The sequence below is a fragment of the Vibrio sp. 10N.247.311.49 genome (assembly GCF_041467655.1).
Taxonomy (GTDB): Bacteria; Pseudomonadota; Gammaproteobacteria; order Enterobacterales; family Vibrionaceae; genus Vibrio; species Vibrio crassostreae_C.
In genome coordinates this window covers 82,335-97,949 of the sequence record NZ_JBFSVA010000003.1, presented here as the reverse complement: position 1 = coordinate 97,949, position 15,615 = coordinate 82,335, and the positions used below count along the sequence as shown (strand labels likewise).

At 45.5% G+C, this 15,615-nt stretch carries 12 protein-coding genes; 8 read left to right on the top strand and 4 right to left on the bottom strand.

Features of this window, described 5'->3' with window-relative positions:
• The first annotated feature begins 132 nt into the window (after positions 1 to 132).
• Complete coding sequence (locus AB6E54_RS04775) at positions 133 to 375, top strand: hypothetical protein (protein ID WP_017061558.1); 243 nt, start codon at positions 133 to 135, stop codon at positions 373 to 375.
• A 121-nt stretch (positions 376 to 496) separates the two neighbouring features.
• On the opposite strand, the gene AB6E54_RS04770 is transcribed toward AB6E54_RS04775, so the two are convergent.
• From AB6E54_RS04770 to AB6E54_RS04760, 3 genes are all read right to left on the bottom strand, one after another.
• Positions 497 to 3,352 (bottom strand): FAD-binding and (Fe-S)-binding domain-containing protein, encoded by a 2,856-nt coding sequence (locus AB6E54_RS04770; RefSeq protein WP_372106743.1) that lies wholly within the window; start codon positions 3,350 to 3,352, stop codon positions 497 to 499.
• Between the two features lie 150 nt (positions 3,353 to 3,502).
• Positions 3,503 to 4,642 carry an FMN-dependent L-lactate dehydrogenase LldD gene (gene lldD / locus AB6E54_RS04765; RefSeq protein WP_229647885.1) on the bottom strand — a complete coding sequence of 380 codons (1,140 nt, stop codon included), beginning with the start codon at positions 4,640 to 4,642 and terminating at the stop codon, positions 3,503 to 3,505.
• Between the two features lie 201 nt (positions 4,643 to 4,843).
• A complete protein-coding gene (locus tag AB6E54_RS04760) occupies positions 4,844 to 6,538 on the bottom strand; it encodes an L-lactate permease (RefSeq protein WP_065583580.1) in 1,695 nt (564 codons plus the stop codon).
• 234 nt (positions 6,539 to 6,772) lie between these two features.
• Here AB6E54_RS04760 and AB6E54_RS04755 point away from each other — a divergent pair, with 234 nt between their 5' ends.
• The 3 genes from AB6E54_RS04755 to AB6E54_RS04745 all read left to right on the top strand — a co-directional run bounded on the left by AB6E54_RS04755 (position 6,773) and on the right by AB6E54_RS04745 (position 10,555).
• Entirely contained in the window at positions 6,773 to 7,690 is a 918-nt protein-coding gene (locus AB6E54_RS04755; protein ID WP_009846145.1) for a LysR family transcriptional regulator, read from the top strand.
• An 11-nt stretch (positions 7,691 to 7,701) separates the two neighbouring features.
• Positions 7,702 to 9,762 carry a prolyl oligopeptidase family protein gene (locus AB6E54_RS04750; RefSeq protein ID WP_372100699.1) on the top strand — a complete coding sequence of 687 codons (2,061 nt, stop codon included), beginning with the start codon at positions 7,702 to 7,704 and terminating at the stop codon, positions 9,760 to 9,762.
• Between the two features lie 373 nt (positions 9,763 to 10,135).
• The gene (locus AB6E54_RS04745; RefSeq protein ID WP_102332277.1) at positions 10,136 to 10,555 is read left to right on the top strand and encodes a substrate-binding domain-containing protein; all 420 of its coding nucleotides are present in this window, start codon (positions 10,136 to 10,138) and stop codon (positions 10,553 to 10,555) included.
• A 274-nt stretch (positions 10,556 to 10,829) separates the two neighbouring features.
• Here AB6E54_RS04745 and AB6E54_RS04740 read toward each other — a convergent pair whose 3' ends face one another.
• Complete coding sequence (locus tag AB6E54_RS04740; protein ID WP_102332276.1) at positions 10,830 to 11,852, bottom strand: LacI family DNA-binding transcriptional regulator; 1,023 nt, start codon at positions 11,850 to 11,852, stop codon at positions 10,830 to 10,832.
• A 312-nt stretch (positions 11,853 to 12,164) separates the two neighbouring features.
• On the opposite strand from AB6E54_RS04740, the gene AB6E54_RS04735 reads away from it, so the two are divergent.
• The 4 genes from AB6E54_RS04735 (at position 12,165) to AB6E54_RS04720 (ending at position 15,615) form a co-directional block, all read left to right on the top strand.
• Positions 12,165 to 12,473 (top strand): PTS sugar transporter subunit IIB, encoded by a 309-nt coding sequence (locus tag AB6E54_RS04735; RefSeq protein WP_102332275.1) that lies wholly within the window; start codon positions 12,165 to 12,167, stop codon positions 12,471 to 12,473.
• A 13-nt stretch (positions 12,474 to 12,486) separates the two neighbouring features.
• Positions 12,487 to 13,809: a PTS sugar transporter subunit IIC gene (locus AB6E54_RS04730; RefSeq protein ID WP_102332274.1), complete on the top strand. Its 1,323-nt coding sequence runs from the start codon at positions 12,487 to 12,489 to the stop codon at positions 13,807 to 13,809.
• Positions 13,810 to 13,874: 65 nt separating this feature from the next.
• A complete protein-coding gene (locus tag AB6E54_RS04725; RefSeq protein WP_102332273.1) occupies positions 13,875 to 14,180 on the top strand; it encodes a PTS lactose/cellobiose transporter subunit IIA in 306 nt (101 codons plus the stop codon).
• A gap of 31 nt (positions 14,181 to 14,211) precedes the next feature.
• Positions 14,212 to 15,615 (top strand): glycoside hydrolase family 1 protein, encoded by a 1,404-nt coding sequence (locus tag AB6E54_RS04720; RefSeq protein WP_102332272.1) that lies wholly within the window; start codon positions 14,212 to 14,214, stop codon positions 15,613 to 15,615.

Here is a 15,615-nt window from a genome sequence, read left to right as displayed (position 1 = left end):
GGTTTCTAAATTGACGATCCGATTGGGTATTCGATTTAGCATTTATGTTGTAACCTTAGCCCTGCTTTTTAGAGACGCTTTTTGATCGGCTCGAAAGTTAAACAGGCCCTAGTTAAGTGTAAAGGATTCAACATGTATCTCGTTTTGTATTGCCACAATATTGGTATGACCGACTTTTCTTTCTTTGAGACGGAAGATTTCGATAAGGAAGATGGCTATATCGTGCGAGGCAAATGGCCGAACGAGAAAGCGTTCCGTGATTACTTAACCAAAGAGTTTGGTGACATGAACGAGTTCCAAGTGATCGACTTAATCGCCAAAGGCGCAGAAGCAGAACACTACTCGCCAGAAGAGTTGGTGCGCTTAGCTCAGTAGCCGCTAGCTCAGCAATATCTAGCTCGGTAATACGTTTTAAATCGAATAAACAAATGGCAGCCTGATTGGGCTGCCATTTTTCGTTTTAAGCTAGAGCACATTGCTCGCAGTATGAGTGAAGCTACTGCGCCACTTCGTCCACCAAGTACAAGATTGATTGATACGGAATGCCACTGTGGTGTGATAAACCGATCTCACAGGTTCGGCTGTTACTAAAGCCACGAGTGCAGTTGCTCGGCACTTGTTCCTTGAGTGGGTGTACCGCCGCCTCATTCAGCTCTGGTGTAGTGAAGCCTTTGTCACCTGCCCAACCACAACATTGAATATGCTCTGGAACAATCACCTCTTCGGTACACGCTTTAGCAAGGTTTAACATCGCGCCTTCTAAGCCCATTCGACGAGAGCTACACGTGACATGCAGCATTACGGTTTCTTTCAGTGGCTCAAGCGTCAGGTGCTCTAGCAAGTATTGATTCACAAACCCTGTCGGCTCTAGCACCTCTAATGGCTTGGTGAACTGCTCAATACTGCGTTTGGCGCACGGACTGGTGTCCATCAGTACCGGGTATTCACCCTGACGACTGGCTTGCCATAACACTTCTTCGAGTTGTTGCGCTTTAGATTGGGCTAAATCGGTCATCCCTTTGCTGTCGTAAGGCATGCCACAACATTGGTCGTCTAGCTTCTTCGGAAGAATAACCTCAAATCCGGCTTTGTTAAGCAAAGACATGGTCACTTCAGTTAGAGGACGTTGGTCGCCCGCATCACTTTGTTGCCCCATGGTTCGACTGGCACACGAAGGGAGGTAAACTACTTTCTTCGCGTTGTTCGATGTTTCGGCTGTCATTGGTGAAGCCGTGAGGGAGTGATTGTTGGATTGCGGCATCTCTGGCATCCAAATCGGTGTCGCGCCTTTGGTCACTGAGCGTAGGCCATTGGTAAGCTTGCCGACCGTGTTGGCGCCCAGAACCTTACTCGCCACTTGGTTGGTTTTGAGGCCAGCCTTGGTCAGCTTAGTGGTGGTCGAGAAATGATCCGCTGTCCACTTAGCGATTGGTGTGAACTTCTCATACTTGGCAACACGAAGCTTCTTCACTAAGTCACCCGTATTAATGCCTACCGGACAGCGCTCAGCACACAGGCCTGTTGCCGCGCAGGTATCAATGCCTTGGTATTCGAAGGTTTTCTCTAGTTCACTGGCTTCTATCTCTTCACCTGCTTCTCGGCGGCGTTGCAGTTCTCGGTACAACACAATACGTTGGCGAGGTGACAAGGTCAGTGTGCGAGACGGGCAAACAGGCTCACAGAATCCACACTCAATACAGCGGTCAACAAGGTCGTCGGCAGCAGGCATTGGTTTTAGGTCGGTGATGTGGGAATTTGGATTGTCGTTGATGATAACGCCGGGGTTGAGCAGCCTTTCTGGGTCAAACAGCGCTTTGATCTGTTGCATCAAGGCATAGCCATCTTTGCCCCATTCCAATTCCACATAAGGTGCCATGTTTCGGCCCGTGCCGTGTTCCGCTTTCAGTGAACCTTGATACTTCACTGCAACTAGCTCGGCAACGTCATCCATGAAACCGCCGTATCGATCGATTTCTGTTTGACTGTCGAAGCCTTGAGTAAATACAAAGTGCAGGTTGCCTTCGAGGGCGTGACCAAAAATGATCGCTTCGCTGTAGTCGTATTTGTCGAACAGCTCTTGTAGCTCTCGAATACCGTTAGCGAGGTTTTCGACAGGGAAAGCCACGTCTTCGATGATAACGGTTGTGCCAACTTCACGAACGGCCCCAACTGCTGGGAACATGCCTTTTCGAATGCCCCACAGGGTTGCAACAGTCTTTGGATCGGACGTAAAAGGGACCGATTCAACAATCGTGTAATCAGCCAATGCATCCAAAATTGATTTACATTGTAAATCTAAGTCCTGCTGGGAGCTGGCGTGTGATTCCACCAAAATAGCCGCCGCTTCTAAATCTAGGTTTGGCATAAACGCAGGCATACCCGGTTTATCCGCGACAGAACGTAGCGCCCTGCCGTCCATCAACTCAACGGCTGCAACCGGAGTTTTGGATAATGTAGTTACGGCTTTACTTGCTTGCTCGATGTCGGCAAACACCAATAGCGCTGAAGCTTTGTTCGGGTGTTCAATCACCGTGTTGTAAGTGATCTCGGCTATGAAGCCTAGTGTGCCTTCTGAGCCAATCATCAGGTGTTTTATGATCTCAATTGGGTCGTGGTAATCGACCAATGCATTGAGCGCGTAGCCGGTGGTGTTTTTAAGACGGTACTTGTGGCGGATTCTGTCTGCCAGTTCTTGATTTGAGCTAGTCTGTCTGTGTAAATCAATAATGCCTTCAAACAACGTTTTGTGTGATTGCTTGAAAGCTTCAACGCTGGCGTTATCTGCCGTATCAAGCAGGGAACCATCACTCAATACGATTTTCATGCTCTCGACGGTGCGATAGGAGTTTTGCGCAGTACCACAACACATACCGCTGGCGTTGTTCGCGGCAATACCGCCAATTTTACAGGTGTTGATAGAGGCTGGGTCTGGGCCGATTTTACGTTGGAAAGGGGCGAGGTATTTGTTAGCATCAGCACCAATCACACCCGGTTGAAGGATAATCTGATTGCCGTTGTCGACGATTTCATGGCCACGCCAGTCGTCGGTCAGAGTAATAAGTACCGAGTCTGAAACGGCTTGGCCTGAAAGGCTGGTACCCGCAGCGCGAAAGGTAAAATGAATACCGAGTTCGCGACAGCTTTGAATGGTGAATATCACTTCGTCTAAGTTCTTGAGCCTTAGAACCATTTTCGGCACCAAGCGATAGAAACTCGCATCGGTGCCGTAAGCCAATCGCTTTGCCTCTTGCGTGACAATGCGTTCTGTTTCTATTTTTTGAGCCAGTATCGCTTCAAGCTGCTGATAAGCTTGTGCGTCTATTACTCGCTCATGGGATGTGTTTGTCTCCATCTTTGCTTCCTTGTGCTTCTTATTTGGCACTGATTTGTTTTTATATTATTTTCCAGTGCTTAAACGGTGTCACAACGGTAGTGGAATTGCTGTGACACCGATTGAACTTCAGCCTAAGTAGACCAAAGCATGAGTCTGAATCGTGGAGATTTAATCTAACCCCACCAAAGATTCACGAGTTAAGTCTTTGATTGTCCTCGCGCCAGTTAGAGTCATCGCAACGCGCATCTCTTTGTCGTACAGGTCGAGTAGGTTCTCAACGCCTGCTTGTCCTTGAGCCGCTAACGCGTAGACGAATGAGCGGCCAAGTAAGGTGCAATCTGCGCCCATCGCCATCATGCGCACTACATCTAAGCCAGTACGAATGCCAGAGTCGACCAGAATCTTAGTGTCGCCTTTTACTGCATCTGCAATTGCAGGTAATGCTTTAGCGCTTGATAGAACACCATCAAGCTGACGACCGCCGTGGTTTGAAACGACGATACCGTCTGCGCCAAATCTCACGGCGTCTTTTGCATCTTCTTCATCAAGAATGCCTTTGATGACCATAGGGCCGTCCCAGAAATCACGGATCCACTCTAGATCTTTCCATGAAATTGATGGGTCAAAGTTGTCGCCCAACCAACCGATGTAGTCTTCCAGTTTGGTAGGAGAACCACGATAAGTTGAGATATTGCCTAGGTCATGTGGCTTACCTAACAAGCCAACATCAACTGCCCAGCTAGGATGACGCATAGATTGGAATACGCGGCGTACTGCTGCATTTGGACCACTCATTCCTGAGTGCATGTCACGGTAGCGAGCGCCGGGTACGGGCATATCCACGGTGAAGACCAGTGTTGTGACGCCAGCGGCTTTAGCGCGTTCAAGAACGTTCTTCATGAAGCCACGGTCTTTTAACACGTAAAGTTGGAACCACATTGGGCGTTCAATCTTAGGTGCAACTTCTTCAATCGGACATACCGACACGGTCGACATGGTAAAAGGGATGCCTTTGTTGTCGGCGGCTTTTGCTGCTTGTACTTCACCGCGTCTTGCGTACATACCCGTTAAACCAACAGGCGCCAGTGCGATTGGCATCGCTAGCTTCTCGCCAAATAGTTCGGTTTCCAAATTTAGGTCCGACATGTCGTTGAGTACGCGTTGTTTTAGCGCAATCTCAGCTAGGTCAGCCGTGTTGCGACGTAGGGTATGTTCTCCGTAAGAGCCACCATCAATGTAGTGGAAAAGAAACGGTGGTAATTTCGCTTTTGCTGCGGCGCGGTAATCAGTCGATGCGGATATGATCATAATTTCAGTCCTAAATTCTTGGGATGTTGCTCTTCTTTGAGAGCTTGGTTTGGGCTGCTTTAATTCGGGAAAATGGCATTAATACCCATGGGTGTTGATGTGCTCTAGTATCCATCCCGGAACTCATCAACTGTCTTATTAGACGGTGTCGCTGTCGGGGAATTGAGTATTAACGCCAAGTGCTTTTGAACGACTTATGGTTTACATAAGTGCGTCGGTCATTTTGAATCCGTAGATAACCACTAGGCCGATGATGCCTGTCATCACCAAGTAGTAGAACGTTGGAATGATTGTCTTACGTAGGGTTGCACCTTCGCGTCCTAGCAAGCCAACAGTTGCTGATGCCGCTACCACGTTGTGAATCGCAATCATGTTACCTGCTGCTGCACCAACGGCTTGTAGAGCAACAACCACCGCACTAGAGATAGTCAGAGTCTGCGCTACTTCGAATTGGAACTGGCTGAACATCATGTTTGAAACTGTGTTCGAACCTGCAATGAAGGCACCTAACGCACCAACCGTTGCACTCAATGCTGGGAATGCGCTACCAACGAGGTCAGCTGCGAAGTTTGCCGTGGTTACGGGCATACTTGCTAAATCTGCGCCGTTCACACCAGAGTTAATGAAGATACGAACCATTGGGATGGTGAACACCAACACAAAGCCTGCGCCAATCAGAGTCTTGCTCGATTCACCGAAGGCTTTAGCCAGTGGCGTTGCGCTGCGAGATTGCATCAGAACAGCAACCAGCGCGACGAAGACCAAGATACCGCCCGGTAGATACAGAGGCTGAATCGCAGTGCTCACACCGGTTTCACCAAGGATGTTGCTGAACGATAGGCTAACGCTCTTCAGTAGGCCTTTGAATTCAGGGCTCACGCGGCTCGCAACCAAGGTCACCGCTAGCAGCACGTATGGTGCCCATGCCATCGCCATGCTCATCTTCTTATGGCCTTGATTGTTGTCGTCAAGGTCGATTTTCAGAGAACCTAGCCATTCTGCAGGCCACTTGTCTTCGCTCTCAAAATCCCATTTTGATTTAGGTACTAGGAAGCCGCGTTTTGCTGCTGTTACAACAATCGCAAGGCCAACCAAACCACCAATCAGTGATGGGAACTCAGCACCTAGGAAAACACCCGTTAGTGCGTAAGGAATGGTGAAAGCGGCACCTGCGAACAGTGCGAATGGCAGGATATCAAGACCTTCAGTCCAGCTTTTGTTCTTACCGAAGAAGCGAGTCAGCATCATCGCCATCAATACAGGAATCATCACACCAACGCAGGCGTGGATGATCGCAACACTTGATGTGATCTGTTGTAGGTAAGCATCCCATGTTGAACCATTGGCAATCAGGCTTTCACCGATGTTGTGCGTATCCAAACCTTTGTTTACGCCAACAATGATAGGTGTACCAACCGCGCCAAACGATACCGGCGTAGATTGAATCATCATGCCCATCAGTACCGCAGCCAGCGCAGGGAAGCCGATAGCAACCAGCAGTGGTGCAGCGATGGCAGCTGGTGTGCCGAAGCCAGATGCGCCCTCAATGAATGAACCGAAACACCAAGCAATGATGATTGCTTGAACACGACGGTCAGCGGATATATCAGTGAATCCGTTGCGGATGGTGGTGATAGCTCCGGTGTGTTTCAAAGTGTTTAATAAGAAGATGGCGCCGAACACAATCCAGAGAACCGACACTGTAATGCCGAAGCCTTGGAATACAGAAGCCAGCACGCGAGTGCCAGACATGTCCCAAGCAAGTAGGGCGATAGCAACGGTTAAGGCAAATGCCACAGGCATCGCTTTTTTTGCAGGCCAGTTAAGGCCAACCAGCAGAATCGCTGCAACAACTATTGGTGAAAATGCCAATAGGGCTAGTAGAGTTTCACTCATGGGTACTTCCTCGTACTGTTTTCAAACGTTCATGTTTGAAGTAAAGATCACGTTATGGTTTGTCATTATTTGAATCGCTTTGGCCTCTAAACGGGAACCTTCTTTAGGCGAATCTTGTAATTGGAATGACTGTTTTTGTAATTGTTTTGTTAATTTGGCGTGAATTTACCCCTTTATTTTTTATTGATATAGGGAAATAATGAAAATAATTAATTCCAAAATTGGCATAATCAGATGCGAGCAGACGATTTGATCCTGTTTTCACAGGTGGTAGAACTAGGCAGCTTCAGTAAGGTGGCAGAGCAAAATAACCTTACAAATTCGGTAGTTAGTAAAAGAATTGCGCGTTTAGAGGAAGAGATTGGCGTGCAATTATTATATCGAACCACGCGTAAATTGACCTTGACTGAGGCGGGCAAGGCAATGTTACACGGGGCCAAAAATGTGAAGCAGGCAGCTCAAGAGGCTATGGACGCAGTTTCAGGCTTTGGTGAAAATGTCAGTGGTCATATCAAAATGTCAGTGCCTACTATCTCCGGAGATTTGATTCTCGCAGACGCTGTGGCCGAGTTTTGTAATATGCACCCAGGTTTAACGGTCGATATGTCTCTGAATAATCGCTTTGTCGACTTGGTTGAGGATGGTCTCGATTTGGTGATTCGAACCGGCTACTTGGAAGATTCAAGCCTCATTGCTCGTCATATATTGGATTCACAATGGGTGGTGTGCGCTTCGCCGTCTTATATTGCTAAGAACGGTAAGCCGATGCAGCCCAAGGATTTGGTTGAGCACAATTGCTTGCAATACGCTTATCAAACGACAGGCGCTAGTGAGTGGCAGTTCTTACACAGTAAGGATGGCTGTACCGACAACGACAAATACATCGTGCGCGTCTCTGGCTCTTTCTCTACCGATAACGCGACGGCATTACGAAAAGCCGCTTTGGGCGGTCATGGTGTGGCGTACGTGCCACGTTGTCTGGTGTATCACGATATTCGTAACGGCCAGTTGGTGGATATCTTCCCTGATTTAGTCGGTAAAAAGCTGGGTATTTATGCGGTGTACCCGTTCACTCGTCAGCCACCGAACAAGATTAAGTTATTGATTGAACACATCAGAACGCGTTATCTGACGATTTCACATTATTTTTAATAAGGATCACGATGAGCTATTTAAAAGAGTATCAATATCCAGTCACCAACAAACAGATCGTCAGCGATGACTATTTTGGTCAGATAGTCGAAGACCCATATCGCTGGTTAGAAGACGACAGAAGTGACGAAACCGCGCAGTGGGTGGCGAGCCAGAATGAAGTGACGTTTGATTACCTCGCTCAAATCCCGTATCGCGCAGAACTGCGAGAGCGATTAGCGAAAGCGCAAGACTACAAAAAGAGCTCACAGCCGTTTGTGCGAGGTGATTACACCTATTTCTATAAGAATGATGGACTGCAGAATCACAGTATTCTTTATCGTCAGAAAGAAGGTCAGTCGATTGAAGTATTCCTAGATCCGAATACCTTCTCGGAAGACGGCACCACATCTCTAGGCTCGGTGTCGTTTTCTAAAGACTACAGCTTAGTGGCGTACAGCATTTCTGAAGGTGGTAGCGACTGGCGCAAGATCTTCGTGATTGATACCGAGACTAAACAGCAGCTTGAAGCCGAAATCACTGACGCCAAATTTACTGGTATTTCTTGGTTGGGTAATCGCGGCTTTTATTACTCTAGTTACGACAAGCCAGACGGCAGTGAACTCTCTGCTCGTACTGAGCAACACAAGCTGTACTTCCATGAGTTGGGTACAGAGCAAGCTAGCGACAAAGTTATCTTTGGTGAGAACAACGCTGAGCAGCACCGCTATGTATCAGGCTATACCACCGAAGACGACCGTTACTTGATCATTCTAGGGCGAGAGTCGACATCGGGTAATAGACTGTTCTATATCGATTTAAACTCACCAGAACAACAGCTGAACACGCTGATTGATCATGTGGATAGCGACATTTATCTCATCGATAACCAAGATGAGACCTTCATTCTATATACGAATCTTGATGCGCCTAATGGCAAGGTGGTGAGCTTTGGTACTCGCGATGGGAAATGGCTCGAAATCATCCCTGAAAAGCCACAGCCATTGGATATCAGCACGGGTGGTGGCCACTTGTTTGCTCACTACATGGTGGATGTGGTGTCTAAGATTGAGCAGTTGGATTACCAAGGTAACCTAGTTCGTGAAATTCATTTGCCTGGGCTGGGAACGGCCAGTGGCTTAGGTGGAAAAAACGAGCAAACTCAGCTTTATTACACCTTTACCAACTATGTAACGCCGCCAACGATTTTCTCTTTCGATGTCGAATCAGGCAATTCTGAAATCTACCAACGCTCTGAGTCTCCGTTTGAGTCGGATCAATTTGAGTCTAAACAAGTCTTCTATACCTCGAAGGATGGCACCAAGGTTCCGATGCTTATCTCTTATAAGAAGGGATTAGTGTTAGATGGCAATAATCCAACCATGTTGTACGCCTATGGTGGCTTTAACGTTAGCCTAACGCCTTCTTTCTCGGGCACGGTTGGCAGTTGGCTAGAACTGGGTGGCGTATATGCGGTGCCGAACCTGCGTGGCGGTGGTGAGTATGGTAAGGCGTGGCACAAAGCGGGAACTCAGCAGAAAAAGCAGAATGTCTTTGACGACTTCATTGCTGCTGCCGAGTTCTTAATTGAAGAAAACTACACCAGTAGCGATAAGTTGGCGATTCGCGGCGGTTCTAACGGAGGCTTGCTGGTAGGAGCTTGTATGACACAAAAGCCTGAGCTGTTCCAAGTGGCTCTGCCTGCTGTTGGGGTGTTGGACATGTTGCGTTACCACACATTCACGTCTGGCGAAGGGTGGGCGTACGACTATGGCACATCCGCGCAGAACAGAGAGATGTTCGAATATCTGCTTGGCTATTCTCCGGTTCATAATGTGGTGCGTGGCACGGATTATCCAGCAACATTGGTGACGACCGCTGATCACGATGACCGCGTAGTGCCTGCTCACTCTTATAAGTTCATCTCAGAGCTGCAAGATAAGCATGAAGGTAGTGCGCCCGTGATGATTCGTATTGATGTTAATGCGGGCCATGGCGCCGGAATGCCGCTCAGCAAAGCGATCGATCTCACCGCCGATATCTACGCATTTACTCTGTTCAATATGGGGGTTGCGTCTCTAGATTCACTTTAACGAATGCTTGATTCTAGATAACTGGGTATTTTACTCAGACCAAGAAGCCTCAAAATCTACCTTAGATTTTGAGGTTTTTCATATATATGAAAACCAATCAAATTCACACCTCGTTCTCTTTGCTTTTCGGCACCCTTTTACGTGATAGCCGCCACCATTACTGATGAAATGAAAGCGATTTCAAGCTGATATTTTACGCATTTTTCACTATAACCTGTTGATCTAAAATCAGTAGTTTTCGTCATGGATTTTCTAAAAGTTTCATGGCATTTAAGCTGATTTATCAGTGTGAACAGCGACCAACTTTTCAACTCTTTCATTGCTTAATATTTCCCTGTTCGATGAAAACTCAAAAAAATAATAGGGAAATACAATGCAAAAATTTAAGCTTTTGCCAATAACGGTCGCAGTGGCGGCATCGCTTGCTTCACTCTCTTCTTTTGCTGCTGATACTAATATCGAAGCATTAGAAAAACGAATCCAAGAGTTAGAATCTAGGGTTCACTTCTCCGCCTTGTTTACTGCTAACGACCAAACCGCTTACGGGGCGATTAAGGCGCTACACGATCACGGTTATAAAGTGCCAGAAGATGTGTCATTGATTGGGTTTGATGACTTACCAACGTCGAAGTATTTCACACCCGCGTTAACAACATTAAGGCAGCCAATTGAAGAGATTGGTGAAGTGTGTGCTCAGTCGATCTTGAACTTGTTATCTGGCGAGCGACATGAAGCAAGGTTGCCTCAGATTGATTTAATTGTGAGAGAGTCGACCAAATCTTTGTATCGTTAATTTCAAGACAAGCATCAAGGTGGTGCGCCTGTGATGATTCGTACTGATGTCAATGCGAACCATGGTGCAGGAATACCGCTGAGTAAAGCTATCGATCTCACCGCTTATATTTGCGCGTTCATATTGTTCAATACGGGGCAGGTAAGCTAAAACACTTTTGCCCCAAAGTTTGCTACAACAATGGAAAAAGGACTGACGAGTCAGCCATCTTTAATGGTTCGTTTTGGGGCTGTTTTCCGAGGAGAGCTTTGTATGAATCACACACCTCAGGGTTTTAGAAACTTAACCAAGACTTATTCGCATGGAATGGGGTCACTGAATTTCGACTTATTAAATTTCCATTTAAGATTTTCGGTTCATATGGAACAGCTTCATCACGTAGCTTTAACGCTAACTTAACAGCATTCTGTGCCATGAGTTCAATCGGTAAGTCTATGGTCGTTAATTCTGGGGTTGAAAACTCACCAAAAGGATCATTATCTATACCAATAACAGATACTTGACTTGGAACGTGAACCCCTTCTTCTGACAAAGCTTTAATCGCTCCTAAAGCCATATTATCGTTAAATGCGAGAATCGCCGTAAACTTCACATTTAACTTCAAGAGGTTGGTACACAGATCATATCCACTTCTTATATGGTAATCACCGGATAACACTAAAGATGGATTATAAGGCAATCTAGATGATTCTAAAGCTCGCTTATAACCTTCGATACGAGCTTTTCCTGTTGGGTTGTCTATTGGACCAGTTATGCATGCGATGCTCTTATGACCGCATGAAATCAAATGTTCCATTGCGGTCACGATAAGACTAGATTGATCAATGGATACTGAATGGTAATTCCCTGCCATAGAGGCACGGTTTAACACAACAAAAGGCACGGACAGTTGTGATTCTAACGTTTGTATATGCTCATCAGATAGGGTTCGGCTATAAAGCAAAATGGCATCAAATTGCCCTTCTAGTTGTCTAATTACTTCATATTCATGTTGAGGGTCATTCTTACCATCGATTACTGTTAGTGTTTTGCCTTCTGATTGAAGTTGAATTGAGATTTGCTGTAATAGTACCCCCCACCTAGTACTGTCATAGTTAGACAGTACCAATGCCACTGTATCAGTTTTATTTGTCGCTAAAGCTTGAGCGGTCCGGTTTGGACGGTAACCCAACTGTTCCATCGCGGCGAAGACACTATCTTTTGTCGATTGTTTAACCTGACCTGTGCCGTTGATCACACGCGAGACTGTTGCTTTGGAGACTCCAGCAAGTTTGCTGACATCAACAATGGTACTCATTCTATTCCTTTCATCACTTACCCACGTTACGTTTGGATATTATTATAAGTTATTGTTTATATGGACCAATTATCAAAAAATAAAGTTATCTTACTGTCTACTAGAACATAGTAACCCCTAAATTCGAACCCGATTTCTTACCTAATGTGATGCCCGTCATCAATTGTAGCATTGAGTAACGATATTTTATGACATTTCTCACACAAGTGAAACCGGTTTCTGTAACCGGTTTCTGTAACCGGTTACATTTTTCTCGTACTCTACAACGCTTACTAGATTAAGTGATAAATTAATAAGAAAAGGAACTAAATCATGATCAACATTTTATTGTGCTGTGCTGCTGGTATGTCTACTAGCATGGTCGTAAACAAAATGAAGCAATCTGCGGCAGCGAAAGGGATTGAAGCGCATATTGAAGCTGTGGGATTAGATGAATTCGAGTCGAACCTTCCAAACTTCGATTGCGTTTTACTAGGTCCACAAATTAAATACAAACTCAATGATTTCAAAGAGATTGCTGATGCTGCTAACAAACCAATTTCTGTAATGAATCAAATGGATTACGGCATGATGAAAGGCGAAAAAATCCTTAACGATGCAATCACAATGCTAAATCAATAAGAGGGATATCACGATGAAAGCATTATTCGATTTTCTAGAAAACACCTTAACACCGATAGCAGGCCGACTGGCAACTCAAAAGCACGTGTGTGCAATTCGTGACGGCTTCATTGGCGCAATGCCCTTCATGATCGTGGGTTCTTTCTTGCTTGTGTTTGCTTTTCCTCCTTTTTCGGAAGATACCGCGTTTGCCTTAGGTCAATGGTGGATTTCAATGTCATCCACCTATTTTGATGAAATCATGACCCCTTTTAATATGAGTATGGGGATTATGTCATGTTATATCTCTGCTTGTATCGCGTATAACCTAGCAAATAGCTACAAGTTAGATGCCCTACCAACGGCAATGCTTTCATTGATGTCATTTCTTTTGATAGCAGCACCGATGAAAGATGGTGCTCTGTCTGCAACGTACCTTGGTGGCACTGGTATCTTTACTGCAATCATTGTTGCGATCTTTGTTACTGAACTGACTCGTTTCTTAAAAGTTCATAATATTGGCATTAAAATGCCGGAGCAGGTGCCTGATAAAATTCGTCAGTCATTTAACCTGCTGATCCCAACAATGATCGTGATAGTTACGATTTATCCACTAAACCTTCTAATTCAAAACAATTTCGATATGCTAATTCCAGGTGCAATTATGGCTCTATTCCAGCCATTGGTATCAGCATCTGACACATTGCCGGCGATTTTACTTGCTGTACTTGTTGCACATACTCTATGGTTTGCTGGTATTCATGGTTCAGCAATCGTTTCTGGCATCATGGCACCCTTCTGGCTTTACAACCTAGGTGTAAACCAAGAAGCTCTTGCTGCAGGAATGGAACTGCCTCAAGTGTTTATTGAACCATTCTGGTCGTTCTTTATTGTATTAGGCGGCTCTGGTGCAACATTCTCATTAGTTCTACTTTACCTGAGAAGTAAATCTGCTCACCTTAAAACAATCGGTCGTCTTGGTGTAGTTCCTGCAATGTTCAACATCAATGAACCTGTAATCTTTGGTTCACCAATCGTTATGAACCCTATTATGTTCATTCCATTTGTCGGCGCTCCAATGATCAACGCTATCATCGCTTACTTCGCGACGAGTATGGACTGGATTGGCAAAATGGTTTCACTGGTTCCTTGGACGGCACCAGCACCAATAGGTGCAGCTTGGGGAGCTGGATGGCAGCTAAACAATGCTGTACTGGTGTTCATTCTAATTGGTGTAAATCTGGTTGTTTACTACCCATTCTTCAAAATTTACGAAAAACAGTTGCTTGCAGAAGAGCAGCCTCAAGACACAAATTCTACTCAAGATAACAAATCTAGTGAACAAAGCTTCGCGTAACATTCATCTAACTCAATAGAGTGGGTACTACCACTCTATTCATCAAAAATATTGAGGATATCCACATGGAACTAGAATCAACCGTAATGGAATTGATCATCAATGCTGGCGAGTCAAAAAGCCTAGCAATGCAAGCGCTACAGAATGCAAAGAAAGGTGAATGGGCAGAAGTTGACTCATTACTAACACAATCTACTGAGGCATCAAAGCGTGCTCACAAGGTTCAAACTGAGCTCATTGGAATGGATGAAGGTGAAGGAAAAGTGCCAGTGAACCTAATCATGGTTCACGCTCAAGACCACATTATGACTGCAATGCTTGCTCGTGAGTTGATTGAAGAGCTAATCAACCTACACCGTAAAATTCAATAAAATAACAACAGATTAAAATAAAGAGATAAACATGAAACCTAAGAATCTAACTCCTTTCCCTACCGATTTCTTTTGGGGCGCGTCAACCTCAGCTTACCAAGTTGAAGGCGCTTGGAACGAAGACGGTAAAGGACCATCAGTTATCGATATGGCTCCAATTGTCGAGGGTACAACAGATTTTAAAGTTACCAGTGACCACTACCACCACTACAAAGAAGACGTAGCACTATTTGCAGAGCTAGGCTTGAAAGCATACCGCTTCTCTGTGGCTTGGACGCGTATCTTCCCTAATGGTGACGGTGAAATTAACCAGAAAGGCGTGGAGTTTTACAGCAACTTAATCGACGAACTGATCAAGCACAATATTGAGCCTATCCTAACGATTTATCACTTTGATTTACCATATGCTTTACAACAAAAAGGCGGGTGGTCAAATCGTGACACTGTTGATGCGTTTGCACTGTACTCTAAAACACTATTCGAGCTGTACGGTGACCGTGTTAAGTACTGGCTAACAATTAATGAACAAAATATGATGATCTTGCACGGTGATGCCATTGGTACCAAGAGTGTTAGCGGTGAGAACCCGGTGAAAGATCTATACCAACAAAACCACCACATGTTGCTAGCACAAGCCAAAGCAATGGTACTTTGTCACGATATGCTTCCTCAAGCTAAAATTGGTCCTGCGCCAAATATTTCAACGATTTACCCTGCATCTTCAAAACCAGAAGATGTTCTTGCAGCGAACACGTTCTCGGCAATTCGTAACTGGCTATACCTAGATATGGCAGTTTATGGTCGCTACAACCCAACAGCGATGCGATTCTTAAAAGAACGTGATGCAACACCAGAGATTGCAGACGGCGATATGGACATTATGGCTCAAGCTAAGCCTGACTTTATCGCCTTTAACTACTACAACTCGCAAACCGTTGCTGAAAGTACTGGTGATGAGAGCGACATCAACTCAACTGGCGACCAACAAATCACGATTGGTGAAGTCGGTGCTTACCGTGGTACTGAGAACCCGAACCTAGTGAAAAACGAGTTTGGTTGGGAGATTGACCCTGTTGGTTTCCGTACCACAATGCGTGAAATTTACGAGCGTTATGCTCTACCTCTTATTGTGACTGAGAACGGTCTAGGTGCTTTTGATACCGTCGAAGCTGACGGTTCAATTGATGATAGCTACCGCATCGAATATCTACAGCAACATATTGACCAAGTTCAGCTTGCTATCACTGATGGTGTTGAGGTCTTCGGTTACAGTCCTTGGTCTGCAATTGACCTAGTCAGTACTCACCAAGGTTGTGCTAAACGTTATGGTTTTATTCATGTTGACCGTGAAGAGTTTGACCTAAAAGAGATGAAACGTTCTAAAAAGGCAAGCTTCCATTGGTACAACGCTCTTATCTCTAAACACACTGCATAA

What these genes read in the sequence shown, in the direction of transcription:
- AB6E54_RS04775 (WP_017061558.1), top strand. Translation starts at nt 133, where the DNA reads ATGTATCTCGTTTTGTATTGCCACAATATTGGTATGACCGACTTTTCT.
- AB6E54_RS04770 (WP_372106743.1), bottom strand. Translation starts at nt 3,352, where the DNA reads ATGGAGACAAACACATCCCATGAGCGAGTAATAGACGCACAAGCTTAT.
- lldD (WP_229647885.1), bottom strand. Translation starts at nt 4,642, where the DNA reads ATGATCATATCCGCATCGACTGATTACCGCGCCGCAGCAAAAGCGAAA.
- AB6E54_RS04760 (WP_065583580.1), bottom strand. Translation starts at nt 6,538, where the DNA reads ATGAGTGAAACTCTACTAGCCCTATTGGCATTTTCACCAATAGTTGTT.
- AB6E54_RS04755 (WP_009846145.1), top strand. Translation starts at nt 6,773, where the DNA reads ATGCGAGCAGACGATTTGATCCTGTTTTCACAGGTGGTAGAACTAGGC.
- AB6E54_RS04750 (WP_372100699.1), top strand. Translation starts at nt 7,702, where the DNA reads ATGAGCTATTTAAAAGAGTATCAATATCCAGTCACCAACAAACAGATC.
- AB6E54_RS04745 (WP_102332277.1), top strand. Translation starts at nt 10,136, where the DNA reads ATGCAAAAATTTAAGCTTTTGCCAATAACGGTCGCAGTGGCGGCATCG.
- AB6E54_RS04740 (WP_102332276.1), bottom strand. Translation starts at nt 11,852, where the DNA reads ATGAGTACCATTGTTGATGTCAGCAAACTTGCTGGAGTCTCCAAAGCA.
- AB6E54_RS04735 (WP_102332275.1), top strand. Translation starts at nt 12,165, where the DNA reads ATGATCAACATTTTATTGTGCTGTGCTGCTGGTATGTCTACTAGCATG.
- AB6E54_RS04730 (WP_102332274.1), top strand. Translation starts at nt 12,487, where the DNA reads ATGAAAGCATTATTCGATTTTCTAGAAAACACCTTAACACCGATAGCA.
- AB6E54_RS04725 (WP_102332273.1), top strand. Translation starts at nt 13,875, where the DNA reads ATGGAACTAGAATCAACCGTAATGGAATTGATCATCAATGCTGGCGAG.
- AB6E54_RS04720 (WP_102332272.1), top strand. Translation starts at nt 14,212, where the DNA reads ATGAAACCTAAGAATCTAACTCCTTTCCCTACCGATTTCTTTTGGGGC.